The 18,401-nt window shown below is 67.7% G+C and carries 14 protein-coding genes; 1 reads left to right on the top strand and 13 read right to left on the bottom strand.

Annotated features, from left to right (window positions below; genetic code table 11):
- Window positions 1-30: 30 nt before the first annotated feature.
- Window positions 31-462, bottom strand: coding sequence for a hypothetical protein (locus V2J18_RS01685; protein ID WP_064746507.1), 432 nt, complete (start codon window positions 460-462; stop codon window positions 31-33).
- 223 nt (window positions 463-685) lie between these two features.
- Between V2J18_RS01685 and V2J18_RS01680 the strand changes: the two genes are divergently transcribed.
- On the top strand, window positions 686-1,552 hold the full coding sequence (locus V2J18_RS01680) for a phytanoyl-CoA dioxygenase family protein (RefSeq protein ID WP_336130721.1): 867 nt from the start codon (window positions 686-688) through the stop codon (window positions 1,550-1,552).
- A gap of 56 nt (window positions 1,553-1,608) precedes the next feature.
- On the opposite strand, the gene V2J18_RS01675 is transcribed toward V2J18_RS01680, so the two are convergent.
- From V2J18_RS01675 to V2J18_RS01620, 12 genes are all read right to left on the bottom strand, one after another.
- The gene (locus tag V2J18_RS01675; RefSeq protein ID WP_336130720.1) at window positions 1,609-2,034 is read right to left on the bottom strand and encodes a hypothetical protein; all 426 of its coding nucleotides are present in this window, start codon (window positions 2,032-2,034) and stop codon (window positions 1,609-1,611) included.
- Between the two features lie 209 nt (window positions 2,035-2,243).
- On the bottom strand, window positions 2,244-2,711 hold the full coding sequence (locus tag V2J18_RS01670; protein ID WP_336130718.1) for a DUF1203 domain-containing protein: 468 nt from the start codon (window positions 2,709-2,711) through the stop codon (window positions 2,244-2,246).
- Window positions 2,712-2,870: 159 nt separating this feature from the next.
- A complete protein-coding gene (gene rpoH / locus V2J18_RS01665; RefSeq protein WP_087960663.1) occupies window positions 2,871-3,749 on the bottom strand; it encodes an RNA polymerase sigma factor RpoH in 879 nt (292 codons plus the stop codon).
- Between the two features lie 2,275 nt (window positions 3,750-6,024).
- Complete coding sequence (locus tag V2J18_RS01660) at window positions 6,025-8,247, bottom strand: carbohydrate binding family 9 domain-containing protein (RefSeq protein ID WP_336130717.1); 2,223 nt, start codon at window positions 8,245-8,247, stop codon at window positions 6,025-6,027.
- Window positions 8,247-9,830 (bottom strand): glycosyltransferase family 87 protein, encoded by a 1,584-nt coding sequence (locus V2J18_RS01655; RefSeq protein WP_336130715.1) that lies wholly within the window; start codon window positions 9,828-9,830, stop codon window positions 8,247-8,249. The genes V2J18_RS01660 and V2J18_RS01655 overlap by 1 nt, the downstream gene beginning before the upstream one ends.
- A gap of 97 nt (window positions 9,831-9,927) precedes the next feature.
- Window positions 9,928-10,686: an HAD family hydrolase gene (locus V2J18_RS01650; RefSeq protein ID WP_336130714.1), complete on the bottom strand. Its 759-nt coding sequence runs from the start codon at window positions 10,684-10,686 to the stop codon at window positions 9,928-9,930.
- A complete protein-coding gene (locus V2J18_RS01645; RefSeq protein WP_336130713.1) occupies window positions 10,683-12,761 on the bottom strand; it encodes a hypothetical protein in 2,079 nt (692 codons plus the stop codon). Before V2J18_RS01645 ends, V2J18_RS01650 begins: the two co-directional genes overlap by 4 nt.
- Window positions 12,758-13,345 (bottom strand): phosphatidylinositol-specific phospholipase C/glycerophosphodiester phosphodiesterase family protein, encoded by a 588-nt coding sequence (locus V2J18_RS01640; protein ID WP_336130712.1) that lies wholly within the window; start codon window positions 13,343-13,345, stop codon window positions 12,758-12,760. Before V2J18_RS01640 ends, V2J18_RS01645 begins: the two co-directional genes overlap by 4 nt.
- Window positions 13,342-14,148, bottom strand: coding sequence for a class I SAM-dependent methyltransferase (locus tag V2J18_RS01635; protein ID WP_064746515.1), 807 nt, complete (start codon window positions 14,146-14,148; stop codon window positions 13,342-13,344). Before V2J18_RS01635 ends, V2J18_RS01640 begins: the two co-directional genes overlap by 4 nt.
- 23 nt (window positions 14,149-14,171) lie before the next feature.
- Window positions 14,172-15,356 (bottom strand): glycosyltransferase, encoded by a 1,185-nt coding sequence (locus V2J18_RS01630; protein ID WP_336130710.1) that lies wholly within the window; start codon window positions 15,354-15,356, stop codon window positions 14,172-14,174.
- Entirely contained in the window at window positions 15,353-17,011 is a 1,659-nt protein-coding gene (locus V2J18_RS01625; protein ID WP_336130709.1) for an NTP transferase domain-containing protein, read from the bottom strand. The genes V2J18_RS01630 and V2J18_RS01625 overlap by 4 nt, the downstream gene beginning before the upstream one ends.
- Window positions 17,012-17,049: 38 nt before the next feature.
- Complete coding sequence (locus V2J18_RS01620; RefSeq protein ID WP_336130708.1) at window positions 17,050-18,240, bottom strand: class II aldolase/adducin family protein; 1,191 nt, start codon at window positions 18,238-18,240, stop codon at window positions 17,050-17,052.
- Window positions 18,241-18,401: the final 161 nt, after the last annotated feature.

Below are 18,401 nucleotides of genomic sequence, written 5' to 3'. Positions count from 1 at the left end.
GTTCGTTGCGTCGCGGTGCGCGCCGCGCGATCAGGTGAACCCGTCGTAGTAGAACGCGGTCGCCTGCACCTGCCGCACCGCGCCGGTGTCCAGATCGGTGATGGTCACCTGCAGCGTCGCCTGGCCGTCGCCGTAGACATCGGTGTAGATGGTCATCTGACAGTACGGCGCATTGCCGCAACCGGCCGGCGCGGTGTTGTTCTCCAGGTTGCGCCAGGCATAGGCGTAATTGCCCGCGCCGACGCCGGTCACCTGGAACAACGCGGTGCTCGGGTTGTCCGCCGAACCCGGTCGCCAGATCGAACTGCAGGTGCCGACTTCGGGCACGTCGAAGGCATAGGTGTCGACGAAGCAGCTCACCGCCGCATTGCTGACGTCGCCGGCCCGCGCCGGCGACGGAGCCGCCGCCAAGGCGAACAACGACAAGGCCGCGCCCAACACCCAGGTCTTGCTGGTCTGCATAAACCCCTCCATTGGTTCGTGTCGTCGGGCCCCCGGCCCGCGGGCGCGGCCGCGCCGCACCGCCTGCGAGTGTAGGAAGCTGCCGGCGCGGATACCGCGACGCAGACGACGGGATCGCGGGGAACTGCGCGCCGGATTCCGGGTCGCGTTGGGATTGCCGTTCGTCGGCCCGGACACGGTTACCGCCGAACGGCGGTGGCCGTCACGGACCGGCCACGGCAAGATGGCCCGCGTTCCGCGCCGGCCGCTCGCCGCGCGGCCGCCTCCCGCCCAGGACATCCACGTGCTGACCGCCGAGCAGAAGCAGCAATTCGCCGACCAGGGCTATCTGGTCATCGACCCGCAAATCGATCCCGACCTCATCGACGGCGTGCGCGAGCGCGTCGGCAACGGCCTGCTCTATCAAGACGGGCGCACGGTGGAGCGGCTCCAGGACGCCTGGCGGCAAGAGCCCGCCGTCAAGGCCATCGCCTGCGCGCCGGCCGTGCTGGCGACGCTGGCCGAACTGCACGGACGCAAACCGCTGCCGTTCCAGACTCTCAACTTCCGCGTCGGCACCCAGCAACGGGTCCATTCGGACACGGTCCACTTCAACTCCGATCCCGCCGGACGCATGTGCGGCGTATGGGTGGCCCTGGAAGACATCGACGAGTACAACGGTGCCGTCGTTTACTACCCCGGCAGCCACAAACTCCCTGAAGCGAAGATGCCCGACGTGTTCGCCGAGCCCGATCTCGGCGCACAACGCGCGCCGATGCGCGACGGCCCGCTCTCGCCGCGGCGCTGGTGGCGGGAATTGCGCCGCCACCCGCCGGTGCACGATGTCGGGCACAACTACCGGCTCTACGAAACCTACATGGAGCGCGTGGTCGAACGCGCCGGGATCGCGCCGGCGCTGGCGACGATCCGCAAGGGCCAGGCCTTCGTCTGGGCCGCCAACCTGCTGCACGGCGGGTCGCCGCGCGTCGATCCGGCGCGCACTCGCCACAGCCAGGTCAGCCATTACTACTTCGAAGGCGCGCGCTATCACCGTCCGCTGCTCAATCCGGACGGCCGAATCCGCTATTTCCAGCCCGACTGGATCGCCTGAGGCCTACGCGCGGAAGCGACTGCGAGGACGCGCGCGGCACCCTCGCAGCCTGCGGCTCAATGCCAGCCGTCGTAGTAGTACGCGACCGCGCTGACCGTGCGCACCGCGCCGGTGTCGAGGTCGGTCACCGCCGCCGCCAGGCGCGCTTCGCCGTCGCCGTTGGTCTCGGTGGCGATGCGGACGTTGCAGCTGCGCGTATTGCCGCAGGCCGGCGCCGGTCCGCCGCTTTCCAGGTTGCTCCAGCTGTAGCCGTAGTTGCCGGCCGGCAGCCCGGTCACTTCGAAGTGGGCGATGGTCGGATTATTGGCCCGGTTCGGCGTCCAGGTGGCGACGCAGACGTTCGGCCGCAACGTGTCCAAAGCGAAGGTATCGACGTAGCAGCTCAACACCGCGGCGTTGACGTCGCCGGCCTGCGCCGGCGCGTGCGACAGCGCCATCAGCGCGGCGAACCCGGCCGCGATCAGCATCTTCTTGGCGTGCATGTACCCCTCCATTGGGTGTGTGCGCCGGCTCCGGACGAAGCCGGCGGCGCAGTCTGGCCGCCGTTTTCGCGGCCAGGCAAGCGTACGCGCGGGGGCCTGCGACGTCGCTTCCAGTTCTCAGCCTATGCTGCGTGGGCCGAGCGCGCGGGGCGCCCTTGCGGATGGCGCCGATTGGCGTCCGCACATCGCGGCCGCATCGCGCGTCCCGCTCAGGCGCGGTCGATCGCGCACAGGAAGCAACCGAACCGCGCGTTGTGGGCCGCGACCCGCACGATCGCCGGATCGGCGAACAGGTCCTGAACCGCTTGTTCGCCTTGCGCGCCGTCGACCACACGCGCCTCGCGCAGCCAGCCTTGGGCGTCATAAGCGCGCAGCGACAGATTGCGGGTCAACAGGACCGGCGGCCACTGATCCTGATACACCTGAGCGTGGCGCGCGGCCTCGCGCACGAAGATCGGGCCGCTGGCGCGGTACGGCCCCTGCGCCTGGTGTTCGTGGGTCAGCAGCAGCACGGTTTCGCCGACCGCCGCGTCAGTCAACGAGACCCGGCACGGAAAGCCGCGCGGCGAATCGGCGGCCATCCGGCGCATATCGTGCGCGACCAGATGGGCGTCGTCGAGCGCGAACAACGCGGCGAAAGGTTGCGGCGACAAGCCGGCGATGCGGTAGGAAATCACGGCGAAAACCTCGAAGGACGATGGAAGCCCCAGGCTAGTCCCGCGACGCGAGCGCCGATATCCGCGGCTTGCGCTGCGCAGCCGCGACGTTCGGGCCGCACAAAAGCGAACGGCCCGGTCGCCCGGGCCGCTGCCGCATCGTTGCATCTGCTGCGGCGATCAGGCCGCGAACAGGCCGCGCATCTTTTTCAGCGCATTGGCCTCGATCTGGCGGATGCGCTCGGCGCTGACGCCGTACTCGTCGGCCAGTTCCTGCAGGGTGATCTTGCTGTCGGCATCGAGCCAGCGACGCTTGATGATGTCGCGCGAGCGGGCGTCCAGACCGGCCAGGCCTTCGCGCAGCAGGGCCAGTTGGTTGTCCTCTTCGTCCTCGCGTTCGTAGGACTGCGACGGGTCCTCGTCGGCGGCGCGCAGGTAAGCGGCCGGCGACGGCGGCGCGTGGTCGTCGTCCTCGTCGGACGGCGCATCGAAGCCGATGTCGCGCCCGGACAGGCGCGACTCCATCTCCAGCACTTCGCGCTCGGAGACGTTGAGGTCCTTGGCGACCAGGCGCACTTCCTCGGCGTTCATCCAACCCAGGCGCGACTTGCTCTTGCGCAGGTTGAAGAACAGCTTGCGCTGCGCCTTGGTCGTGGCGACCTTGACGATGCGCCAGTTCTTGAGGATGAACTCGTGCATCTCGGCGCGGATCCAGTGCACCGCGAACGACACCAGGCGCACGCCCTGGTCCGGGTCGAAGCGCTTCACCGCCTTCATCAGGCCGATGTTGCCTTCCTGGATCAGGTCGCCGATCTGCAGGCCGTAGCCGTTGTAGCCGCGGGCCACGTGGACCACGAAGCGCAGGTGCGAGTGAACGAGTTCGCGGGCCGCGTCGAGGTCTTCCTCTTCGCGGTAACGACGCGCCAGGGCCTGCTCGTCTTCGGCGGTGAGCACCGGAATCTGGTGCACGGCGCCGATGTACGCGTCCAGCGAACCGAGCGCGCTGGGCACAGGCAGGTTGTTGGCGACTAGAGCGGTGGATTGGGCGATAGCGGTCATGGGGGTCATCTTAGCAGTCGGCTAATACGACTGCTAAAGGCGGGGGAAGTTCCGCAGTGTTGCGGGATTGGAACGAGAAAGCGGGCGCGCCGTCGCAGGAGGGGCTCCGGCCGGCCCAGCAGGCGCCGAGCCGAAATGCTTTGATATCAAACACTTGCAAAAGAAGCCGTGAAGACCGCGCCGGCCGCGGGCCGGCCAGGCACGCAGTATCCGCCGGCCAGGCCGGCCGGCGGCTGAATCCCCTCGGCCCGCCCGAGGCCGGGCCTGCCGCCGCACCTGCTCTATATATAAGGTGCGGCCTCCTTGCCTGGGCCCGCCCGCTCCGCCCTTGGAAGTTGAACCGGCAACTGGCGTGCGTAGCTCGTCTCAGATGAAGCACGGGGTGGTTTTCATCCGGACGAACGGGCTGAGGGTGAACTTGAGCGACCGGCGAAGCGCTGATCGGACCAGCCCCGCGAAAGCGGTGGCGCCCGCTGGAAACGACGGGATCTCTTCTACGGGCGATCTAAACGAGAAGCGCCGAAACTAAGGGCCGCGTCAGCGCGACCAAGCCGCCCAAGCCGCCCGCATCAGCGCCGTGCACCTGCGCCGGCGTGTCTTCGCAGGCTTGCCATCGCATGTCCTCATCGTCAGCCGACCCGCGTTTGACCGATTGGACCTCAGCTGATGGCTTCCAGGGAGGAGACATCATGGCAACAAGGTCACCGCCCCACGGGCGCCTGAGAATCGTAGGCATTGCGGTGCTGTGCCTGATCCTGTCTTCGTTGTCGGCGCCCACACAGATCCTCACGGCGCGCCCCGATCGGGTCGTCAGGGAGCAGCCGATCGTTCAAGTAGCTCCGCAGACACCCGCCGATCAGGTGACTACCGGAAGCCCCATCGATCCTCCCGTTATCATCGAAACGCCAGCCAATCAGCGCATCGTCGACAGGCCCGTCGATCGACTGTGGATCGCTTGCGGCGCCGTGGGCCAATCGTGCTGCAAAGCGCCGGATTCCGTTTCCACCGCGTTCGGCCCCTTGGTTTCGTGCCACGACGGACTGGGTTGCGACCTGGCCACCGGCACTTGTGTGCAGCCCTGCGGCAGCCCGGGTCAGGCATGTTGTGACGGACCTGGAACGCGAGCCTTGAAATGGACAGCGGACGGCCGGGTCTCTTCGCCCAACACGTTCAACATGCGCGAGATGTGCGACGGCGGCGCCTGCGACATCGCTTCTCATCGTTGCTTTCACTGCGGCACTGCCGAGGGCGGCCCTTGCTGTCCGCCGGATGCGGCGCAAGCCACGGCCCGCTGCTTCGGACGCAACATGAGTTGCGAATTCGCTAATGATCGCGCCACGGAAGGAGTCTGCCGTCTTTGCGGCGCGCGCCTCAGGCCTCCCTGCGAAATTACCGGTTGCGACGAGGGCCTGAAGATTCGCAGCGGCCTTTGTGATATCTGCGGAGCGGAAGGCCAGCCCCCTTGTGATGCCGGGTGTGATCGAGGCCTGTCGCCAGCACAAGGGTTCTGCAGGCGCTGTGGCTCGGATGGACAGATGCCATGCGACCGCGGCTGTAATTCGGGCACGCGGCCGGTCAACGGAATCTGCGTGAGTTGCGGTGCCAATGGCCAGCCGCCGTGCGAACAAGGTTGCCAGCACGGGCTCGCCCCATCCGCTGGAGTCTGTCGCCCATGCGGAGCCGATGGCCAGCGGCCATGCGCAGGACGTTGCAACTACCCGTTGAAAGTGGCCCAAGGCTGGTGCCGCAATTGCGGCGCCCAAGGCCAGGTCCCGTGCGACACGGGCTGCAACGCCTGGCTAACCCCGATTAACGGAGTGTGTTCGCGGCTGCAAGAACCTCCTTCGCAGCAATGCGCGGCGTTGAACCAAGCCTGCGTTCCCGACACCCAACCTGGCACGCACTGCTGTGGGCAAGGGAACCCTCCGCTCCTGTGCGTCTGGCAAACGTGCAAAGCCTGTGTTCCGCATGGCGAAACATGCCAACTTGGCGGTACGCAGATTTGCTGCGCCTACGGCGAGTCCTGTGTGCTGGATACGGCCACAGGAAACGCCATATGCGATCTACCCGATCCATGATCGTGTGCGCTCGCCAACTCCTCGGGCTGGCGGACTGCCGAAAGCCCGCGGCATCAGTACGAGCCCCCGCCCGCGTCGCGACTGCTGCCTGGGGCGGCGACGACGCCGGTTCGGCAAACCGGCCGGGCTGACCGATGCTCCCTATGCATGCGTAAGGAGCTACTCGGCGGCCTCGCCCATGCGCCTGCGCGCCATCCTCAGAAGTTGAACAGGTAGCTGAACTTCATGAAGAGCTGCTTGCCGCTGTGCAGGTCGAGGTCGCGGGTGCGGACGACGAAGGCCGGGTTCTCGTTGATGCGCAGGTTCTGCTGCTGGTCGGTATAGCCCAGGTAGAACGCGGTGCCGGGGTTGGGCGAGTAGCTGACCAACAGGTCGGTCACCAGCTTCTTGTCGCGCGGGATCAGGAACAGATTCGTATCCGAATCCAGCGCCTTGTAGTCGAAGATCACGTGCGCGGCCCAGAAGCGGCTGAACTGGTACTTGATCTTGGTGAACGACTGGGTGCTGCGAAATACCTTGGAGTCCGAATCCCGCCCGGCGATCGAATGGCGCGTGCGCAACTCGTCCCAGATGAAGGACTGGTCGATGCGCAACTGGGCGAACGGGCTCAGGGTGAACTTGAGCTTGAACAGGCGTTCGTCGGCCAGGAACGGGTCCAGCCCCGGCGCCGGCAGATGGTTGACGGTCTCGCGCTGGGTGTAGCTGACTTCCCCGCCCAGCCACTTGAACCATTCGCTGCTGACGCCGAGCTTGAAGCCGTCCATGTAGAAATCGCGGCCGCCGAAGTACTCGTAGCCGCGAATCAGGTTGCCCTCGATCTTGGTCAGGCGCAGTCCGTTGACGACGAAGCCCGGCTCCATGCTCCAGTCCTGGGTGTCGCCCTTCTGGTCCCAAGTGCGGTAGGCGGTCAGGGTCGGGCCCATGTTGACCAGCCAGGGCGCATCGGGGAACTGCTTGAGATAGCCCGACTTCTGGTACAGTTGCTTGATGCCCACGCGCGGCACGAAGCCGAGCTCGGCTTCGAAATCGTCGGAGATGTCGATGTACTGGCCGTCGAACGTGAAGTCGCGGCCGCCGCGGATCGCCTGCGCGAACAGCAGGTCGCCGTCGCGGCGGAAGTCGCCTTCCTCGCGCGATTTGCTCTTGATCGCCTGGGCGTTGAGCAGCCAGTTGTCGTTGAGCTTCATGCGCGAGTCCAGGCCGAACACGCGGTTGTACTGGTCGCCGACGCTGCGGTCGGAGGCGAGGAAGCCGACGTTGGACTGCTCGCCGACGTCGCGCTGCAGGCGGGCCACGCCGATCTTGCCGGTCTTGCCGTAATCCTTGCCCGACAGCAGCAGGCCGGCGGATTCGTCGTCCATCAGCAGTCCGCCCAGGGCCCAGCGGCCGAGCCGGCCGGTGACGCGGGCGCCGTACTGCGGATTGACCACCCGGCGCGAGTAGAACAACGACACCGGCAGGCCGAAGATGCCGCTGTTCTCGAGGAAGAACGGCCGCTTCTCGACGAAGCTCTGCTCGAAGCGCTCGTTGACGATGACCTGCGGCTCGTCGGTTTCGACCTCGCTGAAGTCGGGATTGACGGTCAGGTCGACCGCGATCGAGTCCTTGACCACGAACTTGGCGTCGACGCCGACCTCGCTGCGGCGATGGCCGCGCATCGACGGCTTGCCGGCCGAATCCACGCCCAGGGTCTCGGCGTCGCGGTAGGTGACGTGCGGGATCAGCTGGATATTGCGGCTGGGCTGGATTTCGTCCTCGATGCGCGCGGCGGCGAACTGCTGGACAAAGCCCTCCTTGCGCTCGGTGATGTAGGGCCAGTACACGAACTCGTTAGTGCGCGGAATGATGCGGTTGATCGCGATGCCCCAGTTCTGCATGTCGCCGCGTTCGAAGCGCAGGCTCTTGAACGGGATCTGCATCACCGCGACGTAGCCATCGTCGGTCAGTCGCCCGTCGGACACCCACTGGGTATCGAAGTTGAAGTCGTAGCCCAGCCCTTCGGTGTAGCGGCTGTCCATCTGCGCGCCGTAGGGGTTCACCGTGAACACGAAGGCGCGCTGCTTGTCGCGGTAGGTGTCGAGCATCAGCTGCACGCCGTCGTCGCCGAACACCGCGTCGCGGCGGGCGATGCGCGCGCGCACCTGCTTGGGATCGTCCTTGCATACGAACACCACGTACAGGTGATGATCGTCGTAGGACAAATAGGCGCGGGTCTCCAGCGACGAAGGCACGCCGTCGCCGGGCTTGTTCTGGCGGAAATCCTTGACCTCCACGCCAGCGTCGGCCGGCACGCCGCCGATGTAGTCCTGCAGACGCGGTGCGTGCTCGGCGCGAGGGATGTTCAGCACATCGTCGGCCAGCGCCGGGAACGCGCTGCCGAGCAGCGCCAACAGGGTGGTGCACAAAGTAACGCGACGCATCAGTGTTCCGCCTTAATCGTCAGAGAAATCGGGAGATCCCGGACATCGCCGTCCATGGCGGCGGAGACCGGTGGTTGGGAATCGTCGGCGCGCCAGAAAAGCGCGCTGGGCGAGCGCAGGCCGGGACGGCGCAGCACCGTCCACAGGCACAAGCCGATCGCGATCGCCTGCACCGCGGTGGCCAGCAGGATGCGCGCAGGCACCTCCGGCAGCGGCAGGCCGCCGACCGGCAACACCGCATTGCAGGCCAGCCAGGCCACGGCGAGCAGCGCGACGCTGCGTAGGTTGGGCATGCAGCCCGCGGCGATCAGGCTCCACAGCCAGATCGGCGCGAACAAACCGCTGTGGTCGGGCACGAAGGGGCTGCGGAATACCGCCAGCCCGAGCAGAGCGATCCACACCGCGGCGCGCTCCAGCCGCGACATCGCGTCGTGGCGCAGGCCGGCGACGATCGCCATTACGATCGCGGCGCCGGTCCAGATCCAGGCGACCGCCCCCATCGTCGCCCGGTTCAGGCCCTCGACGCCGAGGATCTTGGCCTTCAGCACCAGGCCCGGCACCGACTGATTGATCGCGCTGACCCACTCCAGGCCTTCGATCTCGAGGAAGGCCCACGCCTCGCCGTTGGCGATGCGCGGGGCCTGGTAGTGCAGGAAGGCTTCGAACGGCTGCGGCCCCAGCCACAGATAGGCGACGACGGTGTACAGCGCGGCGAAGGCGCCGGTCCAGGCCGCCGCGGCCCACCGCCGGCGCGCCAGCAGGTACACGCCGAGCAAGCCCGGGAACAGTTTGAACGCGGCGAAGCCGAGCAACGCGCCGCCGCTGATGTTGCGCCCGCGTTCGAACTGGATCATCGCCAGCACCGACAAGGCGATGGCCGCGAGCTGAAAGTTGCCGACCTGCAGGGTCACCACCACCGCGCTCGACAGCATCACCGCGGGGATCAACAACCAAGCGCGGCGACCGGCGCCGCCGCCGATCCAGCGCGCCGCCGCCCACAGGCCGGCCAGCACGATCGCCCCTTCGAGCGCGAACCAGACCGCACGCAGCGAATAGAAATCGCCGCCCAGGACCAGGCCCAGCCGCGGCAGCAGCAGGAATTGCGGCAGGTACAGGAATTCGTCGAGCTTGAAGCGGCCCATCGAGCCGCTGTAGAGCATCGGGTCGTACAGATTCGCCGCGCCCTCGCGCGACAGCTCGGCCGCCTGCCAATAACCGGAGTAGCAACTGTGGCCGATGTAGAACGGATCGAACCAGAACGCCGAAAACTGTGCCTGCTCGGCGTCGGCCAGGTACAGCGCGACGCCGCTCAGGCGCAGCACCGCCAACACCGCGATCGCGGCCAGCAATAGCGCGGCCAGCGGCCGGCGCGCGAATGCCGTGTCCCATTGCCGCGGCAGGCGCCGCGCCAACGGCGCGCCGGCCGCGGCGAGCGCAAGCACGGCCACTGCCAAGGCCAGGGCGGGACGCAGGCCGAACCCGGCCAATCCCGTGGCGAGCATGGGCGCGGCCAGGCCCAGAGCGAGCGCCGCGATCGCCCAGCGGCCGGCGCCCGGCGGCCGTGAATCGGTACGTGTTTGCATCGACGAACTCCTTATCTTCCCGGTCCCCGCCGGGTCGCTGCAGCGGCGTCCCCGCGCCGCTGCGGTGTGTCCTGGTGCCGCTCGCGCGGCGCTTCGATCAGTTCTTGCCCACTCCGTCGACCTTGCCGGAGAAGAAGTAGCGGTGCAGCTCGTTGAAATCGTCGAATTCGACGTCGCAGCCGGTGGAAGCGCCGTCGCGGCCGCGATCCACCCGCAGCAGCGTGCTCAAACCGAAGTTGCGCGCGCCGGCGACGTCGTTGACCGGGTGGTCGCCGATCATCCATATCCGGCTCGGGTCCAGCCCGAGCTTGTCGATCGCCAGGCGGAACGGCGCCGCTTCCGGCTTGTCGGCACCGGCTTCCTCGGAGGTGACGACGTAGTCGAAGCAATCGTCCAGGCCGAAGTAGATGATCTTGCGGAACTGAATCTGCGAGGTCAGGTCGGTGATGATCGCCGTGCCTATGCCGTTGCGGCGCAACGCGAGCAGGAAGTCGCGCACGCCCGGGAACAGCTCGCAATGCGAAAGGAAGGTGCGCCAGTAGGTCTGCTCGAGATCCAGGGTGATCACCAGCTGGGTCTTGCGCCCGAGGATCTCGATGCCGCGCTGGAAGTAAAGCAAGCGACTGTGCGAGCTGGCGGTCTTGCCGAGTTGGCGCTTGACCTCCTCGCGGGCGCGCGCGAACGCGTCGCGCACCTCCTCCTGGCCGACCCCGAGCAGGCGCACCGCCTTGCGCTCGGTGGCCGCCAACGCCTGCGCATGCGGATGCTCGTAGGCGTACAGGGTGTTGTCGGTATCGAAGATGATCGCCTGCGGCGCGCGCATCACCTTTTGCGAATTGTGGATTCTCAGGCTCATCGTATCCGGCTCTTCAACGATTCCTCGATCTGGATCAGCACCAGCAATTGCATGATCCCGCTCATGCCGTCCTCCCAGCGCGGCTGGATGTCCAGCATTTCCTCCAGGCCCGGCACCAACGCGCGCGCGGCCATGGCGATGTCTTCGGCGGCGACGTCGCCCTCGATGCTCATTTCGACCTCGCCGCCGTCCTCGGCGGTCTGCACGTCCAGGTGCAGGCCGCAGATGCCGATCAGGATCCGCGCCATGCGCTCGTGCGAGGTGCCGTTGCGGATCAGCGCGACCAGCTTCAATCGCACCTGGTCCGGCGACGGCGCGGATTCCAGTTGCTGCGCGTTGACCGGCATCAGCCGCAGCACCAGTCCGGCGGCGGCGCGCTGCGGGTGGATGTGCTGGCGCGAATCCAGCATGCGTCGCTCGATCGAGTTCAGCACCTGCTGCAGGGCATGGCCGCGCTGGCCGACATCGCGGTGGATCTTCCAGGCCCGGCGCAGGTCTTCGTCGATGTCGAGGAAGATCGCCACGTCGAAGCGTTCGCGCAAGCGCTGCATGTGCAGCGCATGCAGACCCGAAGCGATCACGACGTCGTTCTTGTCGATCCGGGTCGGCGCAGTGAAGCGGCCGGCGCCGTGGTCGTAGTGGCGGCACAGGATCGGCTTGCCGTCCATCAACGCGAGCACGTCGTTGTTGAAGCGCTGCAGGTCGTTGGCACGCGGGTCCAGGTGGGTCAGGCCCTTCCACATCGGTTCGAAGCGGTCCCAGACGTGATAGTCGTCGCCGGACACGTGCACCACCGAGTGTTCGCCGAAGATTCCGGCCAGGGCGCGGCTGAGGGTGTCCTTGCCCGAACCCGAGTCGCCGGCGATGCCGAGCGTGACCGGCTTCTGCGCGATCCGGTAGTAGTCGTTGCGGGCGATGCGCTCGCGTAGCATCTGCACCAGCAGCACCAGGCCGGCCGCGACCAGGCCGGTGTAGGCCAGCGAATGCAGATGAGGGCTGATGCGCCCGGTCACGGCGGCGATCGCCGGCGCGGGGTCCCAGCCCAGCCAGGGCGCGGACGCGCCGCTGGAGTCGATCAGGTGCATGCCGATCAGCAGCAAGGAAAACGCCGCGGTCAACACCCGCGCACTGCGGTCGCTGCGCAACTGGTGCGCGACCAGGAACGGCACCAGCCACAGGTACCAGCCCGGCGGCGCCGGCGTCGCCAGCACCACCAGGAAGAACGACAGCCCGGTCGCGGCGACCAGCAAGTCGAAGTTGATCCGCCGCAGCCGCCACAGGCCGTAGGCCGCCAGCAGATACAGCAGTGGCGTCAGGTACAGGCGCAGGTCCTGGCCCAGCGGCAAGGCCAGGTCGAATACGCGCAGCGATTCCGGCGTACCCAGCACCATGCGCACGAAACCGGACGACCCCAGCCAGGGCAGCAACAGCACCGCTGCGGTGGCGACGGCGGCGAGCGCGAACGGCCGCAGCAGGCTGCGCAGGCGTTTGTTGCGCCACAGGTAGATGGCGAAGAACGGCGCCGCCAACAACATGCTGAGCTTGGCCGCCACCGCCAGCGCCAGGGCCGCGCCGCTGGCGCCGGCGCGGTAGCGGCGCAACAGCAGCAACGACCCCAGCAACAGCGCGATCGGCACGATGTCGGTCTGGCCGTTCCAGTACGTCACGTACAGCACGATCGGCGACCACCAGTACAGCCACAGCAGTTGCCGCGGCCGCTCCGGCCACAGCCGCGCCAGCAACGCCAGCGCGCACAGGTCGGCGCCGAGCAGGCCGAGCCGGAACCCCAAGCCGCTGGCATAGGCCGAGCCCAGCGCCGCATCGGCCAGCAGGCCCAGCGCAGTGCTGGGCATGTGGGCCAGCAGCATCACCGGTCCGTAGGGGTAGGCCATCGCCTCGCCGCCGTCGGCGAGAAACGCCGACCACGGGTCCCAGGCCGGTTGCAGCAGCGCGTGGCGCACGAACGGCACGAACCAGGCTTGCTGGATCTGCGGCACCAACAAGGCCGCCAGCGCCAGCTTGAACGCCAGCCCCCATCGGAACACCGGGTCGTGCCAGATCCGCTGCGCGCTCATCGCCAAAGATCCGGTTCCTTGGTGCAGACCGCATCGGCGACGATGCCTTCGCGCGCCAGCAGGGCCCGCAGCGCCGGGATCTCGCTCGCCGCTTCGCGCCCCTGCAGTTCCGGCGACACCAGGCACAGGCGCAGACCGGCTTCGCGCAAGCGCCGCGCTTGTGCGCCGTCGAGCGGGAAGCGGCTGAAGCAGTCGACCCAGACCCAGTCGATGCATCCGGCCAGACTCAGCGCGGTATCGATCGACTCGAACTCCGATACCCGCACCGCGCAGCGGCGCTCGCCGTTGCGTGCGGTGCGGATCAGGAACGGGAACGACTGGTCGAGAAAGAAGTAGTCCTCGATGCCGTGCGCGCGCATCAGCGCGATCAGCCGCTCCTCCAGTCCTTCCTCCTTCACGTTGAGAATCAGCAGCCGATGGCGGTAGCCGGCCAGCCAGTCCCGGAAGCGCTCGCCCTCGACGAAGGCGTCGTGATGCACGATCAGCTCATCGCCGCGGCTGCGCAGGTCCAGCTCGACGCCGAGCTCGGGCGCGGTCGCGCGCAGCTCGGCCAGAGTATTGCGGCGGTGGCGCACCAGGATCATGCGTTCGCCGCCTTGCGCAACACGATCGAGCGGCCCATCGCGAACACCGACGGCAGCAGCCCGACCAGCAGGCGGTCCGCGGCGTCGATGGCCTTGAGCGCGAACTCCGGCAGCTCGACGGTCTTGGCCTGCACCACCACGCCGCCGGAGACCAGGAACACGAAACACTCGTTGAGCTCGTTGCGCTCGATCGTCAGGCCCGGCAGTCGGCGGCGGAACTCGGCCTCGTCGCGGAACAGCAGCTGTGGGATCGCGCAGTTCGCCGACCAGGGGTCGCGCGGGTCGTTGGCCACCACGTCCGGGTCGAACACGTCGACGTCGTAGGACCAGCCCTCGTGGCGCATCGCCCGCAGCGCCAGGCGCAACAGGAAGCAGGTATTGAGCTCCTGGATCAGGATCAGCCCGCCCGGCGCCAGCTTGCGCTGGATACCCTCGAAAAAGCGCACCGGGTTGGGCAGGTGATGGATCATGTGGCTGAACACCGCTACGTCGATGGAGCCGTCGGCCTGCGGCGGGTCCATCGCGTCGGCGACGTCGTCGACCCAGGGCCGCGGCTCGACGTCGGTCAGGCGGAAGTTGTCGTGGCGGATGAATTCCTTGCTCAGCCCCGAACCGGCGCCGAACTCGACCACCCGCTGCCCCGGCTGAATGTAGGCGTTCATCCACTCGTAGCGCTTGCGCAGCAGGAATTCGAGGTTGCGCGGCCGATGCTTGAGGAAGAACTCGCGCGCGCGGCCGACATCGCCCTCGTTGGCGAAGCGGTTCTCTTCGTGGGTCGGGAAATAGGTGCTCGGCAGGAACATGGCGGTATCCGATAGCGAGAGGGTCAGCGCGCGCCGAGTCCGCGGCGCAAGCGCCAGCTGAAGTCGACGGTGCGGCGGATGAAGCGCAGCTTGGCGCGCCAGTCGACGTTCCAGTGCGAGCGGCCGTGCGCGCGCGGGCCGAACCGTACCGGGAAGCGACGCACGTCCAGGCCGCACCGCCGCGCCTGGTGGTAGGCGTACAGATCCAGGGCGAAGTCGTGCGGCGGATCGTTCCAGCGCCGGAAGAAGTCGCGTGGGAACAGGGTCGGCTGGGCGTTGATGTCCCACATCGGCCGGCCGAGCAGCACGGTCTCGAACAGCGACATGCCGACGGTGAAGATCGCATCGCCCGCGGGCCGACCGTAACGACGGCCTTTGACGAAACACGCTTCGGCACCGGACGCGAACAATTCCAACCCACGCAGGGCGTCGACCGGATCGGTCTGCAGATCGGCATGAGTCCAGCCCAGCAGTTCGCCCTGCGCAGCCTCCAGTCCGGCGAGGATGCCGTAGCCATAGCCCTGATTGCGCTCGACCCGCAGGCTGCGAATGCGCGCCTGCCCGTCCAGCAGGGCCGCCAACACCGCCGGCGAGTCGTCGGTCGATCCGTTGTCGACCAGGATCACTTCGCTGCGCTCGTCGAGAAAGCTCTCGCGCAGACGCTGCACCAGCAAGGGCAGGTTGGCCGCTTCGTTGTAGCAGGGAATCACCAGCGACAAGCGCGGGCGCGCCACAGCGACGCCGGCGGCCGGGTCATGCCCGGAGCGCGCCGGAGCCGCGGCGGGCGGAGGCGCGTCGCCGGCGAAGGCGAACCATTTCATGCCGGCGAAGGTCGTCGCGGTAGACACACAAGTAGCGATCGCGAACGACACCGCGATGCCGACCTCGCCCCGGCCCAGCCAGGCCAGCATCAGCGCGTTGACGCCGACGTGGGCGCCCAGCGCGGTGGCGTAGACAAGCACGAACCGCAACACCTCGCTGCGCCGCATCGGGACGGCCAGGCTGAAGGTGAACAAGCGATTGGCGAAGAAGCTGAATACCGTGCCGGCGACGAAGCCCAGCGCCAGCGCCGGGTGCGGCGACGCGCCGAACAGCATCAGCCCGCGGTAGATCGAGAAAGTGATCGCCGCGGACGTTCCGCCGACCAACACGAAGCGCAGCAGTTCGCCGCGCAGGCGCCCGAACCCGGCGGCGGCGGTCGCGTTCACCACGAGGCGCGCTCCGGCCGGCGCATGCGATAGCGATTTTCCAGCCCGGCGCGCGCATGCTCGGCCACGCGAGGGTCGCGCTCCAGCCGATACGGATGCGTCGGCCATTTGTGGAAGCAAGACTGCCAGTACTCGTACGTGCGCAGGTCGTCCGGCGTGCCCCAGCACAGATAGTGCGACACTTCGAACACGCGGCACGACAGCCCCATCGCGATCGCATCGTTGATGCACTCGTCGATGTAGAACTCGCCGTTCACGCGTCCGTCGCGGGCGATCATGGCCTCGGCCGCGGCGACGAAATCGCCGGCGCGGCGGAAACTGAAAGTGCCGAGCACGATCGGATCGCGCGCCGGGTCGGCCAGCGGCTTTTTGACCGAGACCGCCTTTACCCGGCCCTCGGCCTCGTCGACCCAGCCGTAGTGCTGAGGTCGCCGGGCCGCACCGGGATAGCCGCGGGCGACCCAGACCAGCACGTCGGCGCCGCCGTCCTCGCCGAGCAGACCGGCCAGCGCCTGCGGATCGAACAACGCGCCGTTGTCGCAGGCGCCGATCGTCAGCGGCTGCTGCGGATCGATGCCGTCCAAGCCCTGCAGGCAGGTGCGCGCCTGGCCGTCGGTGACCTGCTCCAGGTCGACCAGGGCGCAATCGGGAAAGCGCTCGCGCAGCGTCTGCGCCACCCGTTCGCGCCCGGGCAGGTCGCGGCGCTGGACGAACACGCGCCGCCCCGGCTCGGGCAGGTCGCGCGCCGCCTGCACCACCATCGGCTCGCCGGAGACCTCGATCAGCGGCTTGGGCTCGTCGTAGCCCGCTTGGGCGAAGCGCGAGCCCAAGCCGGCCATCGGCACCATTACCGCCCCGCGCTGGCGCGGTGGCGGCTCGCGTGCGGGATCGCCCAGACGGCGGAACGCGTCCGACCAATAGCGATACTCCTCCAAGTCCTGCGGCGTGCCCCACTGCATGAAGTGGTTGAGCTCGTACACGGCGATGCGCCGGCCGTCCTCGAGCAGGGGCTTGTAGGCCAGGCTGACGTAGCGCTCGCCGCCCAGTTCCAGGTCCGGCCGCGCCATGGTGCGCTCGAACGCATCGCGCATCAGCGCTCCGGAAGCGAAGTAATAGCTGCCGCTGGAAGCGAACTCGCTCTGCGGCCGGTCGGTGTACGGGCGTTTTTCCTGGATATCCAGCACCCGCCCGCGTTCGCTGCGCACATAGGCGTAGTTGGTCGATCCCATCATGTGCGGATGGAAGCCGGTGTAGCACGGGATCGCGCCGTCGCAACCGCTGGCGGCGACGAAGTCCTTGAAATCGGCGTAGTCCCAGCTGCAGGAGAAGTCGCAGTAGTTGACCAGGGTCGGCGGGGCCGGATCGATCGCGTCGATCGCCTGCAACACCGCATTGACCGGCCCCAGCTTGTGCGGCGCGATGGCGACGATGCGGCCGCTGGGACAATGCTCCTGCAGAATCTCGGCCATCCGGTACGCCGGTTCGCCGAGATGGTCGCGGTTGCACACGAACACGAACTCGGTCTCGCCCGGAAACAGATCGACGACATGGCCGATGATCGGCTTGCCGTCGACTTCGATCAGCGGCTTGGGCACGCGGTAGCCGGCGCGGCGAAAGCGCTCTCCGAATCCCGACATGGGTACGACGATTTGCATGCTGTCCTTCCGTGGAGAGTTCGTTGCGATCGGTCCGTTCAGTTCATCGAACGCGCCAAAGCGCGTCGGTAGGCCTCGGCATCCCAGTCGACCAGCGCGGCGACCTCGTCCGCATCCAGCCGCGCCAGCGGTTCGTCGCCGTTCAGGCGCAAGGCCAGCAACGCCAGGCAATGCAGCATCGCCTGCGCCCCGGTCGACGATTCCGGCGCGACCAGCACGCCGGCGTCTTCGACCAGCGCGAACGCCGGCATCGCGCCGCGTTCGCGCAAACAGCGCTCGACCGCCTGCGACAAACGTTCGCCGGCGCCGACCACGGCCGCGCGGGCGCCGAGAAACACCGCGTGATCGGGATACAACACGCCGTCCGCGGCGATGCGGCGGGCGATCGCATCGGTCGCCAGCGCATGCGCCAGCGGTTCCGACGGCGGCTGCCAGGCCAGATCATTGGCAGCGCGCAGTCGCTCAGGCTGCGATGGCGGCGCAAGGCGTTGCGCCCGCAGCAGCCGGCGCTCCACTGCCTCCAGCCGCGCGGCGACCTGCGCGCAATCCTCGCCGCCGACCACCAGGCCGTGGTTGGCCAACACCAGCACGTCCGGCACGTCGGGCGCGCGCGCGTCGATGGCAGCGGCGACAGCGCGCGTCAAGGGATGTCCGGGCCGGCGATACGGCACCCACGCCCAATTCAGGTCGGTTAACAGCGACCGCATGCGTTCCTGTGCATCTTTGCGCACCGCCCAGGCCAGCGCATTCACCGAATGCACGTGGGCGACCACACGATGCGGCAGCAGCGCATGCAGCGAGGTTTCGATCGACGGCCGCAACGGCAGACCGCGCGCGATATCGACGATGCGCGCTTCGGCATCGTCGTGCCGCAACGCAGCACGCACTTGCGACAAAGGCAGGCGCACGAACAGCTCGCGCTCGCGCGCATGCGCGAGCCAAGTGCCGGACGCCTTCACCCACAAGTCGTCGCCGCGCTTGAGCGAGGTATTGCCGCCGCCCCCCTGAACAAGCAAAGGCTCTGCGCCAATCCGCGCCGAAAACGCGATTAGATCGGTTAAAAACTCTGCATTGGCCACGGCGTTCACCCTGCGGGCGATGTGCCCGCGTGGTGTCTTTCGTGGTGCCAGAACTGCCATTCCATGCATTGCCCCCCGGCTGTGAAACTCCTGGAAACTCCCTCTACGCAGCGGAATTCGAGAACCGGACATCCCGTCCGGCGGATACATCGCTGCGTTGGCCCGTCTTCACGTCGATCTCCCCGCCAGGCACTGGACGACCCGGCAATCGATGTGGTCCGCTTTGCGCCCGGATCCCGTTATGTGGATAGGATAGAGATCAGGGGGCACCGCCGACGGCATGCCAAGGATGCAAGCGACTGGGGGTCGCG

Origin of the sequence: Lysobacter firmicutimachus (assembly GCF_037027445.1) — a bacterium.
Lineage (GTDB): Bacteria > Pseudomonadota > Gammaproteobacteria > Xanthomonadales > Xanthomonadaceae > Lysobacter > Lysobacter firmicutimachus.
The sequence above is the reverse complement of the archived record's forward strand: the minus strand, read 5'-3'. Positions and strand labels throughout refer to the sequence as shown.